Below are 25751 nucleotides of genomic sequence, written 5' to 3'. Positions count from 1 at the left end.
AGGCATTAGGAAGGACAATTTCCATGGGATTGACACAACCCCTTCGGGGTAAGTGGGTAGGGTTCGACCCGATTCCCCAGGGTAGCGGCATATGCCGCAACCCTGGGCTAGTGGACAAAGCCCCTTCGGGGCATGGGAATGAGATCGGAAGCATACATAATATACTGAATTTTATTACGATTTATATCAGAACAAAATAACCGTGCCGCAGCGCGCAGGGCAACCGCAAATCTCTCCGTAGGCACGTCTATTTTGCCATGAGATGAACAACCGCCTGCTCCAGCCCGTCAATTGAGAGTTCGAACATCGGGAAAATATTTCGAATGACATTGATGGTATAGCCGCCCCCCCAAACGCGTTTGGACATGGGGTTTAACCATACGGCATGGGAGAAAGTTGTCGCCAACAGTTTCAGTTGCTCAAGGCTTGGCCTTCCGCTTCGCTCATCCACCATAATCGACCCATCACTGGCCATCAGTTCATAGGGCGCCATACTGGCATCCCCGACGATAATCAGCCGCGTTTCGGGGTCCTGGCGAATCAAGGTGGAGATGGTTACCCCTTGCTTATATCGGGAGGGATCTCTCCAGAGAACATCATAAATGGTATTGTGGAAAAAATAAGTCTTAATGTCCTTGAACTGATTGCGGGCATAATCAAAAAGTGTTTGCACGACGGGAATGTACGGGTCCATGGACCAGCCGCCATTATCAATGGCCAGAATGACCCGCAGCTTATCCTTCAAGGCTCTTTTAAAAACGATTTCGATTTCGCCGGCGTTTCGCATGGTTCGGTAAATGGTGGCATCCACATCCACGGTATCTTCCGGACCCGCGGGCATCATATTCCGAAGCCGCTTCAACGCTTCACCCACCATGGCTTGCGTCAAAGGGCCCTGCAGGGAGTAATCCCTGTAGCGGCGGTCCATTGCCACCTTAACAGCGGACTTTCCTCTTGAAACCCCGCCGACGCGCATGCCGCCGGGATGATATCCGGAATGCCCCACCGGAGACGTGCCACCCGTGCCGATCCATTTATGCCCGCCATCATGGCGGCCATCCTGCTCCTTGAGCCGATCCAGGAAATATTGCATCAATTCCTCGGGCGTCATGGATTCAACTTGTTTTGCATCAAGGCCTAACGCATCGGCGACCTTCTTGGGGTCCGCCAGCCAGTTGGCCAGCATGCCGCGAAGCAATTCGTCCAGCTCAATTCCCTTATGTTCCGGCAGGTCCGCCCCATGAAAAGAATGCGCAAATACCTGGTCAAAGGAATCAAAATAGCGTTCACTCTTTACCAGCGTGGTCCGGGCGGCAATATATAAATCATCGAGAGAGGAAACCAACCCCAGAGACAACGCCTGATGAAATTTCAAAAACGCCGTGGGACTCACCGGAACGCCGGCATCTCTTAATGTGAAAAAGAAGTTATTAAACACGCTCGTTATCTCCGCCGGCCCATGGCGCCGAGTTCTCCGGCCACGTTCTTTGCGTGCTCGTAATCGAGACTCTTTTTAAACAGCACCCCCAAATAAGGGGCATTGCCGGGCGTCAACCGGGCCGGGTTGTATTCTTCGTCGGCCATGATCGCCCGAACCCAATTAATGAGTTCCCTTGTGGCGGGTTTTTTCTCAATGGCGTTGAGCCGGCGCAATTCATAAAAAACGCCGATCGCCTTTTCCATCAGGACCGCGTCGATCGCGGGAAAATGAACCTGAACGATTTTACGCATCATTTCCGCATCCGGAAAGGCGATGTGATGAAAATTACATCGGCCCAAAAAAGGATCGGATAAATCCTTTTTGGCGTTGGAGGTGATGATGATGACCGGCCGGTTCCTGGCCTGTATGGTTTTATCGATCTCCGTAATGTCAAAGGTCATTTGATCCAGCACATCCAGCATATCGTCCTGAAAATCGGTATCCGCCTTGTCGATTTCATCGATAAGCAACACCGTCTTTTTATCCGCGGTAAATGCCTGGCCGATTTTACCCATTCGAATGTATTCCTCAATGTTGCTGACATCCCGATTGGAGTCTCCAAAACGGCTATCGTTAAGACGCGTCAACGTATCGTATTGATAGAGCGCTTCCACCAGCTTCATACTCGATTTTACATTCAGAACAATCAGCGGCATCCCGAGACTTTCCGCGATGGCGTACGCCAGCATGGTTTTTCCGGTTCCAGGTTCCCCCTTTAGCAGTAGCGGCATCTCAAGCGCCATTGAAATATTGACGATTCGCGCCAGTTCATCGTCCAGCACATATCGGGTCGCCCCCTTAAATTTCGGTATCGCGTTATCGATGGTCATGGTGTCCTCTTAATAAAGTTTTAAAAATCATACTGTTAAATCGATTATTGAATAACAATTATGAAGTTATAATATGTTGCGTATCATGTCGAAAACTTAGATTTATTCCGAAATGTTACTTTAGATCCTAAACCGCTGAAAAAGTCAAGCTTCGGCCGGCATTGAAAAAATCCTCAGCCCGATGCACACCGATTCCGGCAGTTCAAAATGCGAGCCGATCTGCGCCACACCCCGAACGGGCGGTTGATTATTTTTGCGGGATATGCAAGAAGTTTTCATGAAATTCAGTCTTTCGGCCCCCCTTGTTTGGAGACGATACCAATGGAAATTATTCCGAATCTATGGCAGGTAGGCGGATCCGGATTCACCGCAGTCGAGGATGCAGCCATTTATCTGGTGCGCCTCGGAGACCAGGCTTTTTTGGTGGATGCGGGTTGCGGGTTCGGTCATGGCAAATTAATTCAAAATATCGCTGCGGTCCTGCCGCGCCATGTGGAAATCGTCTATCTTTTTCTCACCCATTGCCATTTTGACCATACGGGCGGCGCCGGCGCCGTCAAGACGGAATACGGTTGCGGCCTGGTTGCGCATGAAAAGGACGCGGTTTTTCTTGAAAACGCAAACAATAAAGTCACCGCAGCCGCTTGGTATGGCGCGCAACTGACTCCGGTGATGATTGATATTAAAATTCAAAAGGAAGAAGACTCGATGCGCGTCGGGGACGGCAAAGTTTTCCTGTACCACTGCCCCGGCCATTCCCCCGGTTCCATGGTTTACCTAGTGTGTCTCGGAGAGACACGGGTGCTATTCGGCCAGGACGTCCATGGCCCCCTGGACCCGATGCTACTGTCCAACCGGGACGACTACATGCGCTCGTTAAAACGGATGAGAGATTTAGAAGCGGACATTCTCTGTGAAGGGCATTTCGGTGTCTATCGCGGGAAAAAGGCCGTTCGACGATTCATTGAGTCATATCTACGTACGGCATAGGGAAAAAGGGGCTCAAGATGAACAAACAGAAAATCATTGATCATATTGTCGATTGGTTGTCAACCTATTGCCGCCAATCGGGCATGAACGGATTTGCCGTTGGCGTATCCGGCGGCATCGATTCAGCGCTTACTTCCGCGCTGTGCGCCAAAACGGGCACCACCGTGCTTGCCTTTAACCTTCCGATCTATCAGGCACCGGAACAGGTCGCCTTATCCACCGCGCATATTCGATGGCTGGAAACGCATTTCAGCAACGTCAAAGGCGTGGCCGTTGATTTGACATCGGCCTTTCAAGCCCTTGAAAACACAATCCCTTTGGATATACAAGATGGTCTGACCATGGCCAATACGCGCTCAAGACTGAGAATGCTGACGCTTTACGCCTTTGCCTCTCATCATCGGTTGCTGGTGGCCGGCACCGGAAATAAAATTGAAGATTTCGGGGTCGGCTTCTATACCAAATACGGCGATGGCGGCGTGGACCTCTCACCGATCGCCGATCTGTTCAAAACCGAAGTTTATTTATTGGCCGAATTTCTGGGAATATTCGAAGATATTCTGAACGCGCCACCCACCGACGGCCTCTGGGACGACAAACGGACGGATGAAAGCCAACTGGGTGCCTCTTACGCTGAACTTGAATGGGCCATGACGCATGAATCCGGGGCAGAAATGAACCCGTCCCTTAACGACCGGCAACGGGAAGTGCTTGCCATCTACCGGCGGTTTCGCCAGGCAAACCGTCATAAAATGGAGCCCATTCCGGTATGCTGCATTCCGGATTCTCTTCGAAAGGAGAATGCAAGGGAAATCTGAACGGCCGATTCCCGATGGCGTTCGCGGGGGTGAGAGCGCCACCGTCAAAATGGGTTAGTCTCTCGGCATTTTGGATAAAACCATCTTTTCCAGATAGGCGATGACCGGCTCACCCTCGATGGGTGCCGGCTCCAGCCCCTGATGCACCCGGCGGAACCATTCCATTTCCTCGGTATCCCGGCTGTTGATTTGCTTTTCAATCAACTTCAGGGTGTTCGCCAATGGGTCATAAACCAGCACGGGGCCGCATAACACGTCTCCTGAAGGCTTAAGAACCACTTTTGCCAGGATGATCTGATGGGGTAACACCTGAAAAGGCTTCGGCGGCGATGAAAACCCCACCAGTTCGGCAAACATCGCCAGGCATTCCTTCACGCCGTCCGGCTCAAAGTCCGCCAGCGCCGCCATGCCGTCCTTCGCAATCGATTCAATGTCCGGTTTCGTATATGTCAGATCAAGCGTTTCCAAGCACATCTGGTGAATCGTTTCCAGCGATCCTTCTTTCTTGGAAACGATCACGTTCTTATCATTTAAAATCTTGATGGCATTTCGAATGCTTACCATTTCCTTTATGGTCGGACTCTTGCGCATGGCCACATCTTCAACCGTGGTGTTATAGAACGCCAATTCGTTGTCCAACACCAGAACCATGGGTTCCTTTGCCGCCGAATCGAGAAGATACAACTCAAGATCCCTCACCATTTCTTTTTTCATCGGACTGAGCGACAACAGCTCCCGCATGCGTTCCGTATCCAGACGACGATCACCATCCGCCGGCCCGATGGACAACCTGATTTGATCCGTTAACGCATCGATCTTAATCTTTTTGAGCAGATTTTCCTTAAATGACATACGGCCTCCACCCGATTGAGTTGTTTTGGCTTATTGTGAGCACATCCGGCTGTTTTAGCAAGAAATTTTTGCAGCACCAGCCACGCTGTATCCCTGTTCGAGGGGGTCATGAGCGGCCGATGAATCGAAATTTTTTAAAAAAACGGTAAACCTTTTTCAAATCAAAACGTCTAATAGAGCAAAACACGAGGTTCACGAACCATCAATAAAGAAAGGTACAGAAATGAAAAAATACGGGTTAAAAATACTCCTGATCGCCATCGGCATCGCGTTTGGCTGCGCGGGCACCGGTTGGACTCAGGATCGATATGACCGGCGGCAGGACAGATCGCACAGAAATAGTTATGATTACAGGCAGAACGAGCACAATCGGTACAATGACTACCGGCATGACGATCATAAACGGTACAATCATTACAGACAGAACGATCGTAACCGGTATTATAATAATTACAGGCATGATAATTATAAACGCTATCACCATTACCGGCACAACGATTGTAGCCCGTATTGCTATCGTCGGCATAACACTTACGATCGGAACGTGCTTCTTTTCGGGTTTTTGCCGCCTCTGCCGCCACCGCCGCCCTTTTTATGGCCTTTTATCAGGGGGCATTAGCCGTGGAACGGCCGGCTTTCCGATCACCGGACGGGAGGCATATAATGCCGCCCATCCGGTATCATCGAATGGACAAGGCGGGGCTTTCGTGCCTTCAGGTTTCGGACGACAACAGAATATGATATAGGGTTCGATAATAAGCGGCAATAGGTTCCAAATGTGCACCATTCCGCTTTTAACCATGCACGGATGCCCGGAAAAAAAAGATGTCGCCAAAAAATGCCGGAAATACCGGCCATGCAACCGCGGAAAACAGCCGCTCGGCAGGAACGGATTCGGAGGATACCGATCCGGAATTTACGGATCACCAGTTGGTGCGCCGAATCAAAAGCGGCGAATCATGGGCTTCCGAACGCCTGATGCGCCGATATTATTCAAAAGCCAGGGCGCTGGCGTTTCAGATGTGTGATAGAAACGCGGATGAAGCCGAAGACCTGACCCAGCAGGCCTTTTTAAACGCGCTGGGCGGTATCGGTAAATTTCAGGAAAATGCGTCATTTAAGACTTGGTTCTACCGCATCCTTATTAACACTTGCCGTGATATGAGGCGACGGCGACGACGCTGGCTGGGCGTGTTTGCCCCTGTTTTTTCAAGGGGGGAAAACGGTGAGGAAACCCCCTTTTCACCGGAAGCGGTTCCCGATGAAACAGAGACGGGAAATCCGGATTCGGTATACCGTCATAACCATATGAACCAGGATATTCAGCAGGCGCTTGAATCCCTTCCCGAGCAACAACGGATGGTGTTCCAGCTTAAAGTGGTTCAGGAACTGAGCATTCCCGAAATTTCAGAAATTCTGACATTGGCGCCGGGAACGATCAAAAGCCATCTTTTCAGGGCAACGAAAACCATGCGCAACGCGTTGGCCGAATGGGCAGGGAGGTAAATAACGATGACACTATGCCCCGAATACGAAACATTATTTTGGTCGGATATTCACGGCGTGCTTGATCCATCGGAACGCGACGTCTGGGAAAAGCATCTTTCGATCTGCCCAGCGTGCCGTCACGCAAAGATCACGGCGGCTCAGGAGCTCGGCATCATCAAAGAAGCCATTGTGCCGTCCCCCCTTTCTGGAAAAGCGCTCAACGCCGCCATTCACCGCATTGAAAACCGTATGGGGAAAAAGAGACTTTCAGCGAAAACCGAACACGCCGCAGAAAAACGGCGTTGGTTTCACCCCGCCCTATGGGTTCCGGTCGCCACCGGTGTCTGTCTGGTTATTTTTTCCATCGTGGTTTTTAATCTGAATCCAAAAGCGGTCGTACCGGAGCCCGTAGCGGCCGTCTCGGTATTCACCATTCACGACGAGATTCAGAAGGAAGATATGGAGGTCATCAGCAATCTGGAGTTGCTGACGGAATTTGAATCCATTCAGAAGATTGTGCAGGCGGTTGATCATGCGAAGGAAACGAAGCCTTCGTCCACCCGACCGGAGCCGCTTCAGGGAAAAAGGTTTGGCGGGGGTAAGGTAATCTATGGTTAATTACGCCAATGCCTGCAAAAAAGCAATCACGCATGTGCCGGTCGTTATGTTTATTTTTTTCTGTTTCGCGGTCCAGGCAACGGGAACCGCTTATAGCGGCTTACCGGCGGATTCAAAGAACCTTGGATACCGATGGGCGGATAGAAGGTACGCGACAGTTCCTGCGATCATGAGTACCCAACCTAAACCGGCAAAGCCGGAAGCTGGAATGCTGGGATGCTGGGATGCCGGGCAGCCAACAACCTTCTCCAATGATACACGCTTTTTCGTACATGTTTCTGATAAAGGGCCTATGCTGGCGAAGAAAGGGCGCGGATCGGACCGGGAAAATAAGTTGGAAGACAAATACAAACAGTGGCAAAATCTCTCCCCGGCCGAGAAAAACCAACTGCGCAACCGAATGAAGCAATATCGGCAAATGTCGCCACAGGAACAAGAGCAGTATCAACGCCGATCCCGCCAATGGAACCAGCTCTCACCCGAAGAACGCAGCCGCATTCAACAAAACCTTCGGCGCTGGGAAGAGCTTTCCCCGGCGGAGCAAAATGCCATTCGCCAACGATTTCGCGATTAACTCATAACTCAGGAGTCTCTTACATGAGCAAAGACAGGGTCACAAAAAAAGTGTTCGTTTTCTTTATTTGCCTGATGATTGTAATTTCATCCTGCACCTATAAAGACCGGGTTCAGCCGATACCGCTCGCCGGGGCGAATCAAAATGCCCTGAACGTCAATGGGTTATATGTGTCCGCGGTTGCGTATGTTGATGAAAAAGCGGCCGAAAAAGCCTTTGGGTTCAATATTCGCCAAGCGGGACTCCTCCCGATTCAGGTATCGTTTCAAAATGAGGGGGCGCAAAGCGTTGAGGTGATTTCCGAACAAACCTTTTTACTGGATTCCAAAAATCAGGCCTGGCCGATCAATACTCAGGAGAGAACCTATCAACGGATTGAAAAGCACACCGACGTTGGAGAAACCGTTGCCGGCGCCGGCAAACCCGCCCTGCTGCTGGGAGCGGCCGGTGCGGTGGCCGGTTTGGCCATCGGCATCATCACCGGTGAAAACATCGGCGAAGCAGTGGGAAAAGGCGCGGTCATCGGGGCAACCGCCGGTGTGTTGGGCGGCGGGGCAAGCGGCTATTCAAAAGCGGAAGGAAAAATTCGAAACGATTTGAGATCCAAAACACTCACCAGCAGCCTGATCGGACCCAATCAGATTGCTTATGGGTTTCTCTTTTTTCCCGGATTCCCCGAGGAAGCGCAGGACGCCAAATTGTTGAAACTGACGCTCGGCTTTGATGAAGGGATGCAGACGGTAAACCTCAATTTAAATACGGCACCATGAGGAAGCGAAACGGCACCTTTGCTGAAACCATTGATCAAAGATCGGTGAACAGGTCGTATAAACTTCCGTCTTTAAGATTCACATAGCCTTTTTCGGAGATTTTCAGATAGGGAATCGCCGAAGCGGTAAGGGTGCTCAGGGTTAATACCGGGTCCGAAAAGGGCACCCCGAACGCCTTTGCCGTTTCGTTGATGGTTTTGATTCCGACGGCGATTTCGGGCATAGGCGCTTCCGATAAATACCCGAATACCGGCATCGCCAACTCGGTAACCATTCGGCCATCCGCAAACAACACCACCCCCCCTTGCATTTGCGCGATTCTGTTGATGGCCAATGCCATGTCCGATTCGTTCGTCCCCACTACGAGAAGATCCGACGAATCCCAAGTGGTGCTGGCAGCCAGCGCCCCGGTTTTAAGGCCGAAGCCCAGAATCAGCCCGGTGAACATTTTTCCGGGAATACGGCCTCTGTCGATGGCTGCGACCTTCAACAAATCCCGGTCGGTTGAAATATGAATTTCTCCATCGTCCACGGGCAAGGTCATTATTTTTTCCACCGTTACCAGGTCCGTCCGCATTTCGATCGCTCGAACGGTTGCTTCCGGTTTCATCGGTGACGGGGATCGAATGCTAAAATCGGCCGGCACCAGCGTCTTGGGCAGCTGAACGCTGTTTCTGCTGTGTTGAGAGTAGTCATGTTTTCTCGGTGGAACGGTCACCCGGCCGTTTCGAGCGACGACTTTACCGCAACTGACAACCCATTCCGGTAAAAATGTATCAAGATCCGGCAAAACCAGCATATCCGCGTACCGGCCGGGCGCAATACCACCAACGAGGTGATCGATTAGAAAATGCTCCGCCACATTGATCGTGGTCATCTGAATGGCCGTAATCGGATCAAATCCATAGGCGACTGCTTGCCGAACGACATTTTCCATATATCCGTTTTTTATCAAATCTCCGGGAGCGATACCGTCGGTGACAAGGATCAAGCGGCGAAGGTCGACCTTTTTGTCTTTTATTTCCGAAATGGCTTTTAAATCCTGTCGACTGCTGCCCTCTCTGGCCATGACGTAAATGCCCATGCGCAGCCGTTCTATCGCTTCTTCCGCGCTGATGGGCTCATGGCAGGAGGTAACACCGCAAGCCGTATAGGCCGCAAGCTTGTGGTCCCTGGCTCCAGCGGAATGCCCCTCAATGACCTTGCCCCTTTGAAGTGTCTGCTCGAATTCCCAGAGATACACCTCTGGCAACTGCAGTATTCCCTGCCAGTAGGATTCGCCAAGGCCGAGGACATCGTGCCTGTCCAGCAGGGATTGCAACTCCTCGGTCCGGATTACCTGAGATTTTTCAGACGTGAACACCAGGGCCGGCGCCGTGGCAAATATTTTGATCGGCTGATTCTGGAACGAAGAAAGACAATCCCGTACCCCCGCGATACCGCTGGCCGGATAGGATCCATTGACTTCAGAGATAATCGTGGTGGTGCCGCCCGGAATCGCATGCTTCAGGAATTCATCAATGCTGAAATTCCAAGCCAAATGGGTGTGACCGTCAATAAAGCCAGGGACGAGAAATTTGCCTTGGGCATCAATGCATTGCGTTTCCGGGCCGATCATTGCCGTTGGCGCCTTTCCCACATAGGCAATCCATCCGTCTTTTACACCGACGCCATAATCATCCAGTATTTCGGCTGTATAGACATTAATTAACTTCGCATTGACAATCACAAGATCAGCAGGCGACCTTCCCAGCGCCACATTCATCAATAATCGGGAGTTTCGGTTTTTTACCGCATCAATGGGGCCAAATCCATTCATATAATAAACGCCTTCGTGTCGAGAGGATGCCTATTTTATCTCATACGGTTGTCAACTCGTTTCGATACGTCTTTTTATATACATGAACTGCGGATCTTCGAAAAGCACTTTCCCGAAATCCGCCGTGGTAAGGCGCAACGGCGCACTGAAAACACGGCGGCCAGCGTTCCGGCAGATTGACTGTTGTAATAGCCTCTGTTTTGCTGTACAAAAAAAGAGGTTTTCATATCACCGACAAAGAGGGAAAAATGCCACTGACGCCTTTAATGGAAAAGAGATTGAGAGCAGCCTTTCACGCCAAACGCATCGCCGTTGTGGGCGCATCAGAGGACCAGCTTTCTATTGGAATGGGTCCCGTCTATAACCTGATTACTTATGGTTTCAAGGGTGAGGTCCTTCCGGTCAATCCGAAACACGATAAGATACTTGGGCAAAAATGCTACCCCGACCTGGAATCCATCCATCCGCCTCCGGACCTGGCCATCCTGGTGTTAAACGAACGGCTTGCGGTGGATATGACGGAACGCGCGGCAAAACATGGTGTCGGCGCCGTCACCATCGTGGCGGGAGGCTTCGGTGAGGTGCGCGCTGGGGGCGGAGTCCTTCATGAACGGCTAAAAGAAATCGCTTTTAGATATGAACTGCCCGTTATCGGACCCAACACGCTCGGTTTTTGCGCACTCAACCAGGGGCAAAACGGCGTATTCAGCCATTTTACATCCGATCGTGGCAACATCGCCATTATTTCACAAAGCGGCGGCGTCGGAATGACGATCGCATTCCGCCTTCAAGACATGTTCTGTGAGCCGGGCTACTTCGTCGGGGTCGGCAACCAGGTGGTCCTGAATTTTGCCGACTACCTGCAAATTTTAAGGGACGCGCCCGACATTCACGCTTTTGCGCTGTTTGTGGAAGGTGTGGAAGACCCCCGGTCTTTATATGAGGCATTGAGGGCCACCGCCCTGAAGAAGCCGCTCGTTGTCTACAAAGCCGGAAAAAATGAAGGGGTGTCAAAGGCAACCGCAACGCATACCGGCAGCCTTACCGGCGAATATCGGCTCTACAAGGCCATGTTCAAGCAGGCCGGCGCCCTGGAGGTGAATTCCACCCATGAGGCGGCGGTCGCGGCCAAGGCCCTCAGCATGGTAGGGGTTCCGGCAGGCAACCGGCTATGCGCCTTTACTTACACCGCAGGACCTTGTATCGTGGCCATGGACCGGCTGCTGGAAAAGGGGTGGGAATTGCCGGACCTGACTGACCGGGCCAGAAGCAAGGTGAGGTCCGTTATCGGCGAAAAAATTCCCGTCGACCTGCAAAACCCCGTGGACCTGACCGGCCCCGGTTCGTTGCCGAAATTTTATAGCAGTGTGTTTGAAACCGTTCTAAACGAAGATTACGACGCTTACCTGCTGGTTTATGCTTACAGCGCGCACACGCGGGTACCGTCCGTCGAACTTGTCTCCCTGATCAAACAACATTCCGGTAAAAGTGTCGTGCTCGTCCTTATGGGAAAATATTTTGAGACCGCGCCCTACCTGAAGGAACTCACCGCAAAAGGCGTCTGTGTGTTTTCAACCCCGGAGGACGGCGCAGTCGCCCTGAACGCGCTGCTTTCGCGCAGCCATTTTTTAAAGAGGATCAGCGCCGATGATCATGCCTGAACACGAAGCCAATAGATTGCTGACAAACGCCGGCGTTCCCGTCATTCGCCTGGCGATAGTCGACAACATGGCGCACGCCGCTCAAATTGCCATGGAAATGAGCTATCCGGTTGCGCTTAAATTCTCATCGGCCGCCTTTGTCCATAAATCGGAAGTGGGCGGCGTACACCTGAACCTTTTTACCGACGCGGATTTGGGAAGCGCTTTCGGCAGGCTCTGTGATCTGAGGGAAAAGCTCGACCCCGAGGCAAAAATCATTATGGAACCCATGCTCTCCGGTGGCGCGGAGCTTTTTATCGGTTTTCAGCGGCACTCTCAGTTCGGGCCGGTCCTGAGTGCGGGGCTGGGGGGAACCCTGCTGGAACTGGTCGATGATGTGTCCTTTCGGCTGCTGCCAGCCACAAAGGCCGATTTTCACGAAATGCTTGATGACTTAACTTCGTGGCCAAAATTAAAGAAGGGGTTTCGAAACCTGCCTGCTGTTGATGAGGCACAGGTGGTCAGTGTCATGGAGAAAGTCGCAACCTTTGCGATTTCCAGGCAAGACCTTCTCGAACTCGACCTCAATCCCGTATTGGTGAAGCCCGAAGGCCTTATCGCGGTTGATGCGCGCATGGTATTATCCTGAAGAGCGGCAAAGCCGAAAGCTGGGCGGAACGGGTCAACCATGCCGCTTCGGCCTGAAGAATGCTCCCGGCCAAGCAGAAAGATCATTGAAGGATAACTACTTTCCCCGTGCACTGAAGTTAAAAACGCTTTTGAGTCTGATGCTGATAAGCTTGCTGTTAACGGCGAAGGCGAATCAGCGGGCCGGAAGGTAACCCCGATAGGACACCGGTTTCAAACGCCTTCATCAATACCCTTTCCGAGCAGGAGCGGACCTGGCTGCGCGACCATCCCGTCATTCGCGTGGTTCAGTATCCGGGGTGGCCGCCGGGTGAATTGCCCGAAGCACGGCGTCAAACAGATTGATTCCATGCTGGGCGAGAACGCGTGCGATATCGGAAAACAACTGGCTCCATCAAGTCCTCCAACGTGTTGAGGACTACATACTATATCGCTTTTTTCTGATGCCAGCTTTTTTTCCGATTTCCGAAGATAATTTTTCAAAGAGCTAACCTGTTACAAATTTGATATTAATCCGATATCATATTCACATAATCAAGCACCGCTTTAAACAGAGAGGCGCTGTGGCTTAACTGTTGGTATGCCTCCGGTCTGGTAATGAGCCGGTTTTCGGATTCAAGCCGGTAACCAAGCGCAATTGAAATGTTGGCTATTCGCGCAATTTCTTTGATCAGGTCTTTTTCCGAATCAATTTTGACGGGATAGATGGTGATGTTGCCGACGAGGCTGTCCAGCCCTTCCTCATTTACCCACTTTTCCATTTTCCGGTGAAATTTTTTGTTAAACGCCGAATAAAAAACATTGTGCATGGGCATGCTCAAATCACCAATATAATGCGCACAAAATGCCAAATGGTATTCGCCGTATTTTTCTTTTTTTCTCATTTCAACATAATCGCGCACTGCGTGAACAATGGCGCCATAAAGATGCCCGTCCCGATCTTGCTGGTTATACCGCTTCATCTGAGCTTCTATGATCGGCGGTGTGATCACGGCGTGCCTTGAATTATTGACGTAATGATTGCTCCCCTCGATCTTGCCGGCCTTTATTTTGATCATGTCGGCGCCGGCGGCATTAAACCATTTATAATATCCGGCGGCTTTGGCGATGGCCAAATGCGTTTCATCGTTCCAGGCGCTTGAATTTTCCGGGGAACCGAGCATGAAAAAAAACAAAATAATAATGACGATAGGCAAATGACAGTATTTCATATTCATTGAAAAAAAATCCTCCGTCACGTTAAACGTATACCTTCTGCCCTACCCCATTCAACACATCCAAGCGCCATGCGATAGGCGGTGGGTGAACGGATAAGGACTCATTGTGATTATATAAGAATAGGCGCCATTGCAATAGTCACCATGCCCCGGCAACGCTGTGCACTTGCATGGCACTCATTTTTTGCGGAAACCCGTTTTTGCGCTGGATCGGAACACGGCATGCATGGAACCATACGGAATATTGACATCCAACCCCCGGTGCACTATGACACGCATCATATTTCTTTCAGCGCAACACCGGAACTTCGGGCCGGTTGCACCAGCGATCGATGGAACCAGATCATGATCAGTATTGAAAATTTATCCAAAGGGTTTGCGGGCCATATGCTTTTCGACAAGGCCGGCTTTCAGATCAATTCGCGGGAGCGGGTTGGCCTGGTGGGCCGAAACGGGCATGGAAAAACCACCCTCTTTAGAATCATCACCGGCCTCGAAGAGCCAGATGAAGGGGTGATTCACATCCCCAAAAATTACCGGATCGGCCATGTGCTTCAGCACCTGAGATTCACCAAGCCCACCGTGCTTGAAGAAGGCATGACCGGGCTGCCGGAAGCCGCATCGGATCAGGCATGGAAAGTGGAAAAAATACTGGCGGGCCTCGGGTTTTCTTTATTGGACATGACCCGGCACCCATCTGAATTTTCAGGCGGCTTTCAGGTAAGATTGAATCTGGCCAAGGTGCTCGTGGCCGAACCCGACCTGCTGCTACTGGATGAACCCACCAACTACCTGGACATCACTTCCATTCGCTGGATCGAGCGATTCCTGGTCAGTTGGCCTCATGAGCTGATGCTCATCACCCACGACCGGAATTTCATGGACAAGGTGGTCACTCACACTTTGGGCATTCATCGCAACAAAATGCGAAAAATCAAGGGGGATACGGAAAAATACTACAACCAGATCGCCCAGGATGAAGAAATATACGAAAAAACCCGCGCCAATGATGAAAAACGGAAAAAGGAAATCGAGCTGTTTATTTCCCGCTTTCGGGCGAAAGCCCGTCTGGCCAACATGGTTCAATCCCGGGTCAAAACCCTTTCCAAAATGGAAAAGCGGGACAAGCTGGAAAATATAAAGGCCCTCGATTTCTCTTTCCGCTATGAACCGTTTCCGGCCAAGCAGGTGTTGCGGGTTGACAACCTCGCTTTCGGCTATGACTTGAAATCCCCTTTGTTTCAGAAACTCTCCTTTTCCGTGGGGGCCAGGGAGCGGGTTTGCATCATCGGTAAAAACGGCAAAGGGAAAACAACCCTCATTAAACTTCTGGCCGGTGCCCTACCCCAACAGCAGGGGGATATCGGCTATCACCCGGTGGCGGTAAAGGGGTTTTATGAGCAGACAAACGTAGACTCCCTGCGCGATGCACGAACCGTTGAAGAAGAAATTCTTTACGCCGCGCCGCAAGTGGAACGCCAACTGGCCAGAAACATCGCCGGCGCCATGATGTTCGAGGGAGACAATGCCCTTAAAAAGATATCGGTGCTCTCGGGAGGAGAAAAAAGCCGGGTCATGCTGGGAAAACTGCTGGTAACGCCCACCAATGTGCTGTTGCTGGATGAGCCGACCAACCACCTGGATATGGATTCCTGCGATGCACTGCTTTCCGCTTTGGATAGTTTTCCGGGCGCCCTGATCATGGTCACCCATAACGAGATGTTTCTCCATGCGCTGGCCGAAAAGCTCATCGTCTTCCAAAATGAAGGCGTGTCGGTATTTGATGGCGGGTATCAGCGCTTTCTGGAATATAAAGGGTGGGAAGGTGAGGATCCACCGGCCGGACTTTCCGCGCCGGCGAATGCGGCGGAACCCGCGATCAAATTAAATCGCAAGGAGCTGCGCCGGCGGCGATCGGAAATCCTGACCGAGCGCGCTAAAGTCGTCAAGCCGATTGAAAAGAAAATAGAAGCCGCCGAAAACGAAATCGATGCCAATGAAAAAAAGCTATTGACCCTGAATGAAGAAATGCTCTTAGCCTCTCAAACCGGTGATGGCGAAAAAATCGCTAAATTATCCCAAACGCTTCATGCGTGTCAGACCGTGATCGAGCGCCGCTTTGATGAACTCGAAAAGCTGAGTGAGGAACTCGACGCCAAAGCGAAACCCTTTGATGAGCAGTTAAAAGCCTTTGAAGAGGCCGCTGAAATCGGACAATAAAAAAAATGTTGAGCTTGACTTATTCGGTTTGATATCTAAATTGGTACAAAAATATCAATCAAGTCTAGATCCTTCAAATGCTGGTCAAACTTTCCCTCATCGGAGCGTTTTTAAAAAAAACAGTTGCTGCGGGTTTTAGGTGCAAACCAAAGGAGTTTATCATGGCAATAGTGGCAAACGGTTTGTTTGTACAAGTCAACTACAGGGGAACGCTTGAGGGCGGGCATGTGTTTGATACCAGCGAGGGACAGGCCCCGATTGAAGTCCTGATCGGTGAAGGGCAACTGATAAAGGGCTTTGAGGATGCGCTGATAGGAATGACCGAAAATGAAAAAAAGACCATCACGTTAGCACCGGAAGAGGCTTATGGGCTTCGGGATGAAAGCCAGCAGCACATCGTTCCAAGATCGGTTGTCCCTGCTGAATTTATCCCTTTGGTCGATCAAACCGTCGGGCTGACCACGCCGGACGGACGACAAATCCCCGCAACCATCATCGAAGTGACCGACGAGCAAATCACGCTTGATCTGAATCATCCGCTTGCGGGTGAATCCCTGACCTTTGAAATTGAAGTGGTCGGGATCACGAAAGCGCCCACCCAGCCCCCCGTTGGATGCGGATGCGGATCTTCCAACCCCGCCACCGGCGGGTGTGGATGTGACGGGGATTGCTCAAGCGATTGCGGGTGTTAAGACAGATTGACGGATTCGTTAGAATTATTTTTTCACGCAAAGCCGCCAGGAACGCCAAGAATAAGCCCTGTGTGTTTTTGCTTTGCGATCTTAGCGTCTTTGCGTGGAATTCAAGTCTTAAAACAATTCATATTTAACCAGTCTTCCGTCCAGGCCCGCGTTTTTCATCGGCCTTTTCCAGGATGGTTTCAGGCCGACGCGCTTGATCATCTCCCGGTTGCCAATGAAGATGAAGGCGCTCGACCCCTTGCAGCGCTGTTTTAAAAAATCGCCCATTCCTTTATAAAATTCACCCAAATCATCAGGGTGCTGCATTCGAATACCGTAAGGCGGGTTACACAGAATCACGTTGTTCTCAAGCCCATTCAGATCATTAAAATCCCTTTGAATAACTTTAATTTCTTTTCCACCGGGAAGCAGCGACCTGTTTTTTTCGGCAGCCCGTATTGCGCCTCGATCCACATCGCTGCCCGCCACAAGTCCCGGCGGCAGGGGGCGAATGGCTTGATCCGCCGTTCTCTTGACCTGGTCCCAGAGGCGGCGGTCAAAATCCGGCAACCGCGTAAATCCGAATTTTTTCCTCAGATATCCCGAGGGCATGCGACAATAGGCCATCATGGCCTCACATAACAGCGTTCCGGAACCGCACATGGGATCATAGAGCGGTCTTTCTCCCCGCCAACCGGAAAGGGTCACCATCGCGGCCGCCAAAATTTCCTGCATGGGCGCGGCTACGGACTCCTGCCGGTATCCGCGCCGGTGCAGGGAACCACCGGATGTATCCACACTGATGAGTCCGCGCGTTTTTTCGACATGAAGGCTCACCCACATATCCGGAACCAACTTTTCAACATTCGGACGAATGCCGAATCGGCTGGTGTAATAGTCGGCCACGGCATCCTTCAGGCAAAGAGAGGCAAAATTTGAATGCGTGATTTGGTCGTTGCCGGACACATTTGAAAAGATGGCAAAGGTTCCGTCGACCGGTAAAAACTTCACCCAATCGACGGATTTACCGGCCCGGTAAATATCATCCCGATCATCGCAGGTAAATGACACGAGGGGCGCCAAGACACGCGTCACCAACCGCGACTGATAGTTAATCCCGTAAAGGACAGCCGGATCCGCTGAAAAAGAGGCGCCGCGGTACTCGGCTTTCACCCGGGTCGCCCCCAGGCGCCTGAGTTCATCGAGTGCCAAGTCCTCAAGGCCTCCCGGAATTTGCGCAAAATAACGGTTTGTGTTTTGGTAAAGATACATATTAAAATAATTACACCTTATTGGGTAAATGCGTGGTCAGGAAGGATCGGGAGACGATATTCCATTCCTTGGTCTTCTCCTCGTAGACAATGTAAGCCTCTTTTCGGAAAAGCTGTTGCCGGACGTCGGCAACACTGCGGTCCAGTGATTCGCCGATGTACCCGGAATCGGTGCCTTCACGAGTAACGAATTCTTCGATAAGCGCATCAAGCACTTGCGCAGCAATCCTTTCAAAGGGGATCATCATGGATCTATGTGCGACTCCGGCTCGCCTTCTGAAGAAAAACCCGACTTAACGCGATTTAAACCCGGCATACACCCATATCGCCAGCCACCCAACCGCAACCGGAGCGACGCCGAAATATAAAAAGGGCATAGAATCACTACGCCACGGTTTCAGGAGAACGCCAAGCAGGAACAAATGAACCACCGAAACAGCCACCGCAATCCGCAGCTTTCCGGACATGGCGCGCTTTTGCAGAACGTTGGCAACCACAGGCCTTTTCGACAACATCCGCGGGACAAAAAAAATGCCTAAACAAATAACAACTATAATCAACAGTTCCTGAAAGCCGGCCATAAACGCTCCTCTATATAACCGTGTTTAGCTATCATACATACTAAGTGGAAACAAGCGGGCAGTGCAAACGCTCCACGGTGAATTTGCTCTACCTCAGGACAAGAAGTCATGATGACGTTGCATATCCGGATGCTGGGTTGTACGCAGTAAAATCGGCCGGGACGATGAACAGGGCCACATGCCCCAACGGGGCTTTGTAACATAGCCCGGGGTCGCGGCGAAGCCGCTACCCTGGGAAGCGAGATACGAACCGGTTTGTCAACAACCCCAACGGGGTTGTGTCAATGGAAGGGCGTTGATATGCCGCAGCCGTTTCCACCGTTCACATTCCTTTGGTGTTTTCAACGAAAGGCCGCGAGTCGTTCTTTCGGAATGCGAAAGACGGACACAACCCCGTTGGGGTTGATGGTTAATTGGCTGGTTTATCGTTTCCCCAGGGTAGCGGCTTCGCCGCAACCCTGGGATAGTTGACAAAGCCCCTTCGGGGCAGGGGTGTAAGACCGGAATTATTCATAACAAAAAGAATTTTAACGCAATTTATACCAAAACAAAATCACTGTGGCGGATGCCCGAGCATTGCTTTTTCCCCGTCTTATTATTATATTAATTACACTGTCGTAAACGAATGGTTCAATTTTAATCGGCTCATTCTTCGGAATGCCCGGGAATAAACAAGGTGGCTATTATGACCGCAAGTTTCGTAAGATGAAGGGGCCGCTTGATGATTTTCATATATAACTTGTTATAATATTTAAGGAGTATTTCAACATGGGAAACCAGTTCCGCGTCGCTTTTTTGCTGGCCGTCATGACGGTCGTGTTCATATTGATCGGACAGCTTCTCGGGGGCAGCCAGGGAATGGTCATCGCCTTTTTTTTTGCTGTTGCCATGAATTTTTTCAGCTACTGGTTTTCTGATAAAATCGTATTGAGAATGTATCGCGCCCAAGAGGCTACTCAGCAACAGGCGCCGGATCTCTATGAAATGGTCCGTACACTTGCCATGCGCGCCGGGCTTCCCATGCCCAAGGTATATATCATTCCGCAGGATACGCCCAACGCATTCGCCACCGGCAGAAATCCCGAGCACGCTGTCGTGGCGGTTACCGAAGGGTTGATGAAACTGATGGGACGGGATGAAATCATGGGGGTTCTGGCGCATGAGTTGGCTCATATCAAAAACAGGGACATTTTGATCGGCTCCATTGCCGCCACCATGGCGGGCGCCATCATGATGCTGGCCAATATGGCCAGGTGGTCCGCTATTTTCGGCGGCGGGCGAAGCGACGACGAGGAAGGCGGGTTGAGCGGTTTCGGTCTGATTATCATGTCGATTATCGCGCCGTTGGCGGCCATGCTCATTCAAATGGCCATCTCCAGATCCAGGGAGTACCTGGCCGATGCCACAGGGGCCGGCATCGTGGGGCATCCCAACGGATTGGCCGATGCGCTTGAGAAACTCGGCGCTTATTCAGGACGACTCCCCATGAATGCCAATCCTCAGACCGCCCATATGTTTATCGTCAACCCGCTGAGCGGAAAAAGCTTGATGAGCCTTTTTTCAACCCATCCTCCCCTTTCCGAGCGCATTGCCCGCCTTCGCGGCGGGGCGCCCCCCGCAGCGATATCAGGGCCCGGCCGGCAACGGACAAACATGGCGGAACAGGGCCGTGCCTTTTGGGACCGGTTGTCTAAATAATCTTCAGCCAACTCCTTTACCAATATCTTTAACCAAGCAACCCGCTTAACGAGAGGATCTAAAAAATGGCAGTTGAAGTGCGCTACCTTGTTATCAGAGACGGGAAAGAGGTGGGAATGTACACAAGCAAAAAGGAAGCCGATGCGCATGACAAAATGCTCGATATCGCCGAAAATCTGGTCTCATTCATGGAAAAAGCGGAACATATCGATCTCAAGGAAGAACAGATGGAGGAGCTTTCCATTTACTTTTCCCAAAACAGAGAGGAAGTGATCCAAATTCTGAAAGGCATGCCCTCTGGCCGGCTATTGCATGACACGGCAGGGGAAGAAACCAAAAAACCTGTTCCGGTTAAAGAAAAAGGCCCCAAAAAAGATAAATGACATTCAACACGCCGATCGGCGATAGGGGGTCGTGTTAAGGGGGAAGGAGTTGTTTAACCAACTGATTTTAATTAACTAATAAACTCCTGCGGTTTTTTTTACTTGACTCGCTTCAAGAATTGACGGACCATTCGATTCATACTGAACTCATCTGCAATACCATGGCAAACAGGCTCAGCCTGACCCTACGGTTCTTACTACTGTCAGCCCGACACGAATGATCACCCACTCCGGAAAGGGTTAGCCCGCTAAAGGACAGCCTGATCCGGAAGTAATGTTAATAGGTTGAAATCAAAAACAGCGGAGGTTTCTTCATGACCCACCATTATGAAACGGTTTACAGGCAATCCATTGAAAACCCGGACGAGTTCTGGCGCGGCCCCGCGGACGATTGCAAATGGTTTACAAAATATAATCAGGTTCTCGATGATTCCAATAAACCGTTTTACAGGTGGTTTCCCGGCGGCAGCGTCAATACGTGTTATAATGCTGTTGATTTCCACATAGAAAATGGATTGGGAAGCCAGGTGGCGCTCATTTACGACAGCCCCGTGACCAATACGATCAAAAAATACACCTATACCGAACTCAGGGATGAGATCGCTCGGCTTGCCGGTGCCATGGCGGCAAAAGGTGTCACCAAAGGGGATCGCGTCATCATCTATATGCCGATGATTCCGGAAGCCGCTATGGCGATGCTGGCTTGCGCGCGCCTGGGAGCCATCCATTCCGTGGTCTTCGGCGGTTTTGCGGCCAAGGAGTTGGCCACCCGCATCAATGATGCCAAGCCCAAAGCCATCCTGTCCGCCTCCTGCGGCATAGAAGTAAAGCGGGTAATTCCCTATAAACCGCTTTTGGACAGCGCCATCGAGCTCGCGTCTACAAAACCCGAGTGCTGCATTATTTTCCAGCGCCCCATGGTCAGAGCGGCCATGGTATCCGGCCGGGATTATGACTGGCATGATCTCACGGCAACGGCCAAACCGCACGATTGCGTACCGGTGGCATCCACGGATCCGCTTTATATTCTCTACACTTCCGGCACGACGGGTGTTCCAAAGGGCGTGGTGCGCGATAACGGCGGGCATATGGTCGCGCTTAAATGGACCATGAAGGCCATCTACAACGTCAACCAGGGGGATGTCTACTGGGCCGCCTCGGATGTGGGATGGGTGGTCGGTCATTCCTACATCGTTTACGGCCCCCTTCTCAAAGGCTGCACCACTGTTCTGTTTGAAGGAAAACCCGTTGGAACGCCGGATGCCGGCGTTTTTTGGCGTGTCATCTCCGAGCATAAAGTCAATGTGCTTTTTACGGCACCCACCGCGTTTCGTGCGATCAAACGCGAAGATCCCACCGGTGAGTTGATAAAACACTATGATTTGTCACACTTCAAAGCGCTCTACCTGGCCGGGGAGCGCACTGATCCGGACACGCTGCACTGGGCTGAAAAGCAGTTGCGCGTGCCCGTGATCGACCACTGGTGGCAGACGGAAACCGGGTGGGCCATCGCGGCCAACTGCCTCGGGATCGAGGCGTTTCCGGTAAAGCAAGGCTCTCCCACCAAACCCGCGCCCGGGTGGAATATATCCGTGCTCGACGGGAAATCCCGGCCCGTTCCGGCCGGCAAGATTGGCGCGCTTGTGGTCAAACTGCCGTTGCCGCCGGGATCCCTGCCCACGCTCTGGAATAACGATGCCGGTTATATCGCCTCATACCTTAAAGAATTCCCCGGCTATTATAAAACCGCCGACGCAGGCTTCATCGACGAAGACGGTTATGTCTTTGTCATGACCCGAACCGACGATATCATCAACGTGGCCGGGCATCGGCTCTCCACCGGAGCGCTCGAAGAAGTGCTGGCGGATCACCCGGATGTGGCCGAATGTGCGGTCCTGGGCGTGGACGATACCCTCAAGGGACAGATTCCGGTTGGTTTTATAGTCCTGAACGCGGGCGTTACGCGGGATGAAGCGGAAATCGTTAAGGAAGTCGTACAGATGGTCAGAGACCGCATCGGGCCGGTGGCCTCCTTCAAGGTCGCTACCACCGTCAAGCGACTTCCCAAAACCAGGTCGGGCAAAATCCTTCGCGGCACCATTCGAAAAATCGCCAACAACACGGAATACACGATGCCGGCGACCATCGATGATCCGGAAATACTGAACGAGATACAAGACGCGTTGATTCGGATGGGATTTGCCAAGCGGAAAGCCGAATAACCACTACCATCGGCCATTGGTCTATCGCCAAGGCATAAGAGCGCATTTGCGCCGTTATGCCTTGGTCTTCGTTTACACCCTTCCCGCTACAGGTTCCGGCTGATCAGGTCTTTCATGATTTCCGATGTGCCGCCATAGAGTCTCATCACGCGGGCATCGCGCCAGAGTCTCGCGATTTCATATTCTTCAATATATCCATAGCCACCGAAGAGTTGCAGGCAGTCATCCACAACACTGCTGCGAAGCTCGCTGTGCCAAAGCTTGGCGGCTGCCGCCTGGTGGATGGTGAGCTGTTTATTCACCAGCGCCTGTATGCAGGCGTCCAGGTGAGCCCATCCGATCTGAAGCTTCGCTTTGATGTCCGCCAACACAAAGCGGGTATTTTGAAAATCAATAATGGGCCTACCGAAGGCTTTTCGTTCCCGAACATAAGGAACGGTAATGTCATAAGCATGCTGAGCCGAAGCCTGGCAAGAAACCGCAATGGATATCCGTTCTTGCGGCAGCTCATTCATCATATAGCTAAACCCTGCCCCTTCCTTGCCAAGCAAGTTTTCAGCCGGGACAAACACATTGTCAAAAAACAGTTCGGCCGTATCGGAGGACCGGTTGCCCACCTTATCGAGTTTTCGTCCTTTCGTAAATCCATTAGCGGTTGCATCACAAACAAACAAGGAAATCGCTTTTGCGTCTTTGCTAGCACCACTTCGAGCGGCAATAACCCCCACACCGCAATTGATGCCGTTTGTAATGAAAGTCTTAGAGCCGTTCAGCAAATATCCGCCATCCGTAGGGGTGGCTTTGGTTTTAATCGATTTTAAATCGCTGCCCGTATCCGGCTCGGACATGCAGATGGCGCCGATAGCTTCCCCTGTGGCCATTTTGGGCAGCCACTGTCGTTTTACTGCTTCAGTGCCGTATTTATGAATATAATGGGCCACAATGTCATTATGAACCGCAAAGGCCGGGCCGGTCGTTCCCGCCATCGCCGTCTCTTCCAGAATGATGGCATTGATTCTAAAATCAAGCCCGCCGCCACCGTACTCTTCAGGTATGTCCGGCAACAACAAGCCCTGCGCGCCGCAAGCGAGCCAGAAGTCGCGATCCACAATCCCATCCTTCTCCCACTTTTCAAGCTTCGGCAATAGCTCACGTTTATGAAATTCCTTAACACTGTCTCGAAAAAGCTGATGATCCTCGTTATAAATAGTTCGTTCCAACATGAAAAACAATACTCCTCTATTATTCACATATCCCGGCTTCGCCGGTAGCTATCAGCTATCAGCTATTAGCTATCAGCTATCAGCTATCAGCTATCACCTATCAGCTATCAGCTATCAGCTATCAGCTGGCTCTAATAAACTTGAAATTCTCATTGCGCTTAACGGAGCAATTTTTTAAGAACCTTTCCCGCCGGTGATGTCGGCAGCGTATCCAAAAACGCATATGACTTCGGTATTTTGTATCCAGCGATCAACTCCCGGCAATGCGCAATGAGCTCTTCGGGCGTCGCGGTTGCGCCCGCTTTCAGAACCACCAGTGCCTTGACTGCCTCGCCCCACTTTTCGTGCGGAACCCCGATGACCGCTACGTTCTGAACAGCCGGGTGTTTAAGCAGAGCCTGCTCAACCTCGATCGAATAAATATTCTCTCCGCCGGATATGATCATGTCCTTTGTGCGATCGACCAGATAGTAAAATCCCTCCTCATCATAATATCCAACATCTCCGGTGTTATACCATCCGTCTATCAACACCTCAGCGGTCAACTCCGGCTGATTATAATATTTTTTAAAAAGCGTCGGTATTCTTACCCACCATTCACCGGGTTGCCCCACGCCTGCTTCACACCCATTAAAATCCATCACTTTGATGGTGGTAAAGGGTAGCGGCCGGCCGCATGATTTGAGTTTTTCTTCGTTTTCCAGATCGTGCTCTTTAGGCCGCAGCAAGGTGACACCGCCGCCGATCTCGGTGGTGCCGTAAAATTGCATGAATTCGCACTTCATTTCTTTGAGCGCCCGCTGCAATAGCGTTAACCCAATGGGAGCCCCCGCATAGACAACCATTTTCAAACTTGAAAAATCATCCGGTTGATGGTTGGGGGCATCCAGGAGCATGCCAATCATGACAGGCGCCAGAATCAGCAAGGTCACCCGGTCTCTGGCAATTGCTTCGATCACCTTGTCGATTCGCACTTCCGGCACGATGGACAACTTCGCGCCATTGTATAACGCGACAAGGCCAAAATGAATCTGCAACAGATGAAAGTTGGGTGCTACAAACAGGGTGACGTCTTTGGTCGTGTGGTCCAATGCCGGCTCCAGCTCCAACAGGAGGAACCAAAAGTTCACGCCCTCTACGGACAGTTCGACGCCTTTTGGGACACCGGTAGTTCCGGAAGTATATAACTGAAAGGCGACATCTTCATTATTAATATCAACCTTCGGTCGGGTGCTGTCTGCGGATGCAATCCACTGTTCAAGCTCTTCAGGCCGCTTTTCTTCCGGGTTTATATAAACCACATCAAATTTAAGGCTGGATGATGCCAGAATCTTTTCAACTGTGCCTTTGTACTCGATATCAGCAAACAAAACGGGAATGGCCGAGTCTTCAAGAATAACCACGAGCTCTGCGGGCGTCAGCCGCCAGTTCAACGGAAGAAAGGCACTCCCCGCTTTTACGGCACCGAAAAAAACATAAAAGTAGAATTCCGAATTCTTTCCGATAAACCCGATTCGCGAATACCTGGGAACCTTTTTCTCTATCAAGGCATTGGCAATGCGGTTGCTTTCCCGCTCCCACTCATTATAGGTAATCGATCGATCCGCCATCAAAAAGACCTTTTCGTCTCCCCTGTGTTTTGCGTGATAAGTGGGAACATCCGCCAACGTCTTAATTTCCGGATAAATCCACATAAAAACTACCTCCTTTTATATTCAACATGCTATGT

The 25751-nt window shown here is 51.2% G+C and carries 24 protein-coding genes; 14 read left to right on the top strand and 10 right to left on the bottom strand.

Annotated features, from left to right (window positions below; translation table 11 throughout):
* Positions 1–247: 247 nt before the first annotated feature.
* On the bottom strand, positions 248–1438 hold the full coding sequence (locus RBT11_13650; protein ID MDX9787823.1) for a hypothetical protein: 1191 nt from the start codon (positions 1436–1438) through the stop codon (positions 248–250).
* A gap of 5 nt (positions 1439–1443) precedes the next feature.
* Positions 1444–2310, bottom strand: coding sequence for a MoxR family ATPase (locus RBT11_13645; protein MDX9787822.1), 867 nt, complete (start codon positions 2308–2310; stop codon positions 1444–1446).
* Between the two features lie 321 nt (positions 2311–2631).
* Between RBT11_13645 and RBT11_13640 the strand changes: the two genes are divergently transcribed.
* Positions 2632–3300: an MBL fold metallo-hydrolase gene (locus tag RBT11_13640; GenBank protein MDX9787821.1), complete on the top strand. Its 669-nt coding sequence runs from the start codon at positions 2632–2634 to the stop codon at positions 3298–3300.
* 17 nt (positions 3301–3317) lie between these two features.
* Positions 3318–4118, top strand: a complete 801-nt coding sequence (nadE, locus tag RBT11_13635) for an NAD(+) synthase (protein MDX9787820.1) — start codon at positions 3318–3320, stop codon at positions 4116–4118.
* 54 nt (positions 4119–4172) lie between these two features.
* On the opposite strand, the gene RBT11_13630 is transcribed toward nadE, so the two are convergent.
* Entirely contained in the window at positions 4173–4970 is a 798-nt protein-coding gene (locus RBT11_13630; GenBank protein ID MDX9787819.1) for a hypothetical protein, read from the bottom strand.
* A gap of 223 nt (positions 4971–5193) precedes the next feature.
* Between RBT11_13630 and RBT11_13625 the strand changes: the two genes are divergently transcribed.
* From RBT11_13625 to RBT11_13605, 5 genes are all read left to right on the top strand, one after another.
* On the top strand, positions 5194–5589 hold the full coding sequence (locus RBT11_13625; GenBank protein MDX9787818.1) for a hypothetical protein: 396 nt from the start codon (positions 5194–5196) through the stop codon (positions 5587–5589).
* 206 nt (positions 5590–5795) lie between these two features.
* The gene (locus RBT11_13620) at positions 5796–6476 is read left to right on the top strand and encodes an RNA polymerase sigma factor (GenBank protein MDX9787817.1); all 681 of its coding nucleotides are present in this window, start codon (positions 5796–5798) and stop codon (positions 6474–6476) included.
* Positions 6477–6482: 6 nt separating this feature from the next.
* The gene (locus tag RBT11_13615) at positions 6483–7076 is read left to right on the top strand and encodes a zf-HC2 domain-containing protein (GenBank protein ID MDX9787816.1); all 594 of its coding nucleotides are present in this window, start codon (positions 6483–6485) and stop codon (positions 7074–7076) included.
* Positions 7069–7650: a DUF3106 domain-containing protein gene (locus tag RBT11_13610; GenBank protein ID MDX9787815.1), complete on the top strand. Its 582-nt coding sequence runs from the start codon at positions 7069–7071 to the stop codon at positions 7648–7650. The genes RBT11_13615 and RBT11_13610 overlap by 8 nt, the downstream gene beginning before the upstream one ends.
* A gap of 23 nt (positions 7651–7673) precedes the next feature.
* Positions 7674–8420: a hypothetical protein gene (locus tag RBT11_13605; protein MDX9787814.1), complete on the top strand. Its 747-nt coding sequence runs from the start codon at positions 7674–7676 to the stop codon at positions 8418–8420.
* Between the two features lie 34 nt (positions 8421–8454).
* Here the strand turns inward: RBT11_13605 and RBT11_13600 are convergent, their stop codons facing one another.
* The gene (locus RBT11_13600) at positions 8455–10239 is read right to left on the bottom strand and encodes an adenine deaminase C-terminal domain-containing protein (protein MDX9787813.1); all 1785 of its coding nucleotides are present in this window, start codon (positions 10237–10239) and stop codon (positions 8455–8457) included.
* A gap of 248 nt (positions 10240–10487) precedes the next feature.
* Here RBT11_13600 and RBT11_13595 point away from each other — a divergent pair, with 248 nt between their 5' ends.
* Complete coding sequence (locus tag RBT11_13595) at positions 10488–11900, top strand: CoA-binding protein (GenBank protein MDX9787812.1); 1413 nt, start codon at positions 10488–10490, stop codon at positions 11898–11900.
* Positions 11893–12528 (top strand): acetate--CoA ligase family protein, encoded by a 636-nt coding sequence (locus RBT11_13590; GenBank protein ID MDX9787811.1) that lies wholly within the window; start codon positions 11893–11895, stop codon positions 12526–12528. Before RBT11_13595 ends, RBT11_13590 begins: the two co-directional genes overlap by 8 nt.
* Positions 12529–13036: 508 nt before the next feature.
* Here RBT11_13590 and RBT11_13585 read toward each other — a convergent pair.
* Positions 13037–13744 carry a hypothetical protein gene (locus RBT11_13585; protein ID MDX9787810.1) on the bottom strand — a complete coding sequence of 236 codons (708 nt, stop codon included), beginning with the start codon at positions 13742–13744 and terminating at the stop codon, positions 13037–13039.
* Positions 13745–13966: 222 nt separating this feature from the next.
* Here RBT11_13585 and RBT11_13580 point away from each other — a divergent pair, with 222 nt between their 5' ends.
* On the top strand, positions 13967–15964 hold the full coding sequence (locus tag RBT11_13580; GenBank protein ID MDX9787809.1) for an ABC-F family ATP-binding cassette domain-containing protein: 1998 nt from the start codon (positions 13967–13969) through the stop codon (positions 15962–15964).
* 161 nt (positions 15965–16125) lie between these two features.
* On the top strand, positions 16126–16656 hold the full coding sequence (locus tag RBT11_13575) for a peptidylprolyl isomerase (GenBank protein ID MDX9787808.1): 531 nt from the start codon (positions 16126–16128) through the stop codon (positions 16654–16656).
* 117 nt (positions 16657–16773) lie between these two features.
* Here the strand turns inward: RBT11_13575 and RBT11_13570 are convergent, their stop codons facing one another.
* The 3 genes from RBT11_13570 to RBT11_13560 form a co-directional block, all read right to left on the bottom strand.
* The gene (locus RBT11_13570; GenBank protein MDX9787807.1) at positions 16774–17856 is read right to left on the bottom strand and encodes a class I SAM-dependent RNA methyltransferase; all 1083 of its coding nucleotides are present in this window, start codon (positions 17854–17856) and stop codon (positions 16774–16776) included.
* Positions 17857–17926: 70 nt separating this feature from the next.
* Positions 17927–18163, bottom strand: a complete 237-nt coding sequence (locus RBT11_13565; GenBank protein MDX9787806.1) for a YheU family protein — start codon at positions 18161–18163, stop codon at positions 17927–17929.
* A gap of 45 nt (positions 18164–18208) precedes the next feature.
* Entirely contained in the window at positions 18209–18496 is a 288-nt protein-coding gene (locus RBT11_13560) for a hypothetical protein (GenBank protein MDX9787805.1), read from the bottom strand.
* Positions 18497–19264: 768 nt separating this feature from the next.
* Here RBT11_13560 and htpX point away from each other — a divergent pair.
* The 3 genes from htpX to RBT11_13545 all read left to right on the top strand — a co-directional run bounded on the left by htpX (position 19265) and on the right by RBT11_13545 (position 22799).
* A complete protein-coding gene (gene htpX / locus RBT11_13555) occupies positions 19265–20194 on the top strand; it encodes a zinc metalloprotease HtpX (protein ID MDX9787804.1) in 930 nt (309 codons plus the stop codon).
* A gap of 65 nt (positions 20195–20259) precedes the next feature.
* Positions 20260–20577 (top strand): YebG family protein, encoded by a 318-nt coding sequence (locus tag RBT11_13550; protein MDX9787803.1) that lies wholly within the window; start codon positions 20260–20262, stop codon positions 20575–20577.
* Positions 20578–20891: 314 nt separating this feature from the next.
* Positions 20892–22799 carry a propionyl-CoA synthetase gene (locus tag RBT11_13545; protein ID MDX9787802.1) on the top strand — a complete coding sequence of 636 codons (1908 nt, stop codon included), beginning with the start codon at positions 20892–20894 and terminating at the stop codon, positions 22797–22799.
* Positions 22800–22885: 86 nt separating this feature from the next.
* Here the strand turns inward: RBT11_13545 and RBT11_13540 are convergent, their stop codons facing one another.
* The gene (locus RBT11_13540; GenBank protein ID MDX9787801.1) at positions 22886–24022 is read right to left on the bottom strand and encodes an acyl-CoA dehydrogenase family protein; all 1137 of its coding nucleotides are present in this window, start codon (positions 24020–24022) and stop codon (positions 22886–22888) included.
* Positions 24023–24180: 158 nt separating this feature from the next.
* Positions 24181–25716 carry an AMP-binding protein gene (locus RBT11_13535; protein ID MDX9787800.1) on the bottom strand — a complete coding sequence of 512 codons (1536 nt, stop codon included), beginning with the start codon at positions 25714–25716 and terminating at the stop codon, positions 24181–24183.
* Between the last annotated feature and the right edge of the window lie 35 nt (positions 25717–25751).

It is taken from the genome of Desulfobacterales bacterium, assembly GCA_034003325.1.
GTDB lineage: Bacteria > Desulfobacterota > Desulfobacteria > Desulfobacterales > JAFDDL01 > JAVEYW01.
Note: the sequence above shows the minus strand (reverse complement) of the source record. Positions and strands in the feature narration are given on the sequence as shown.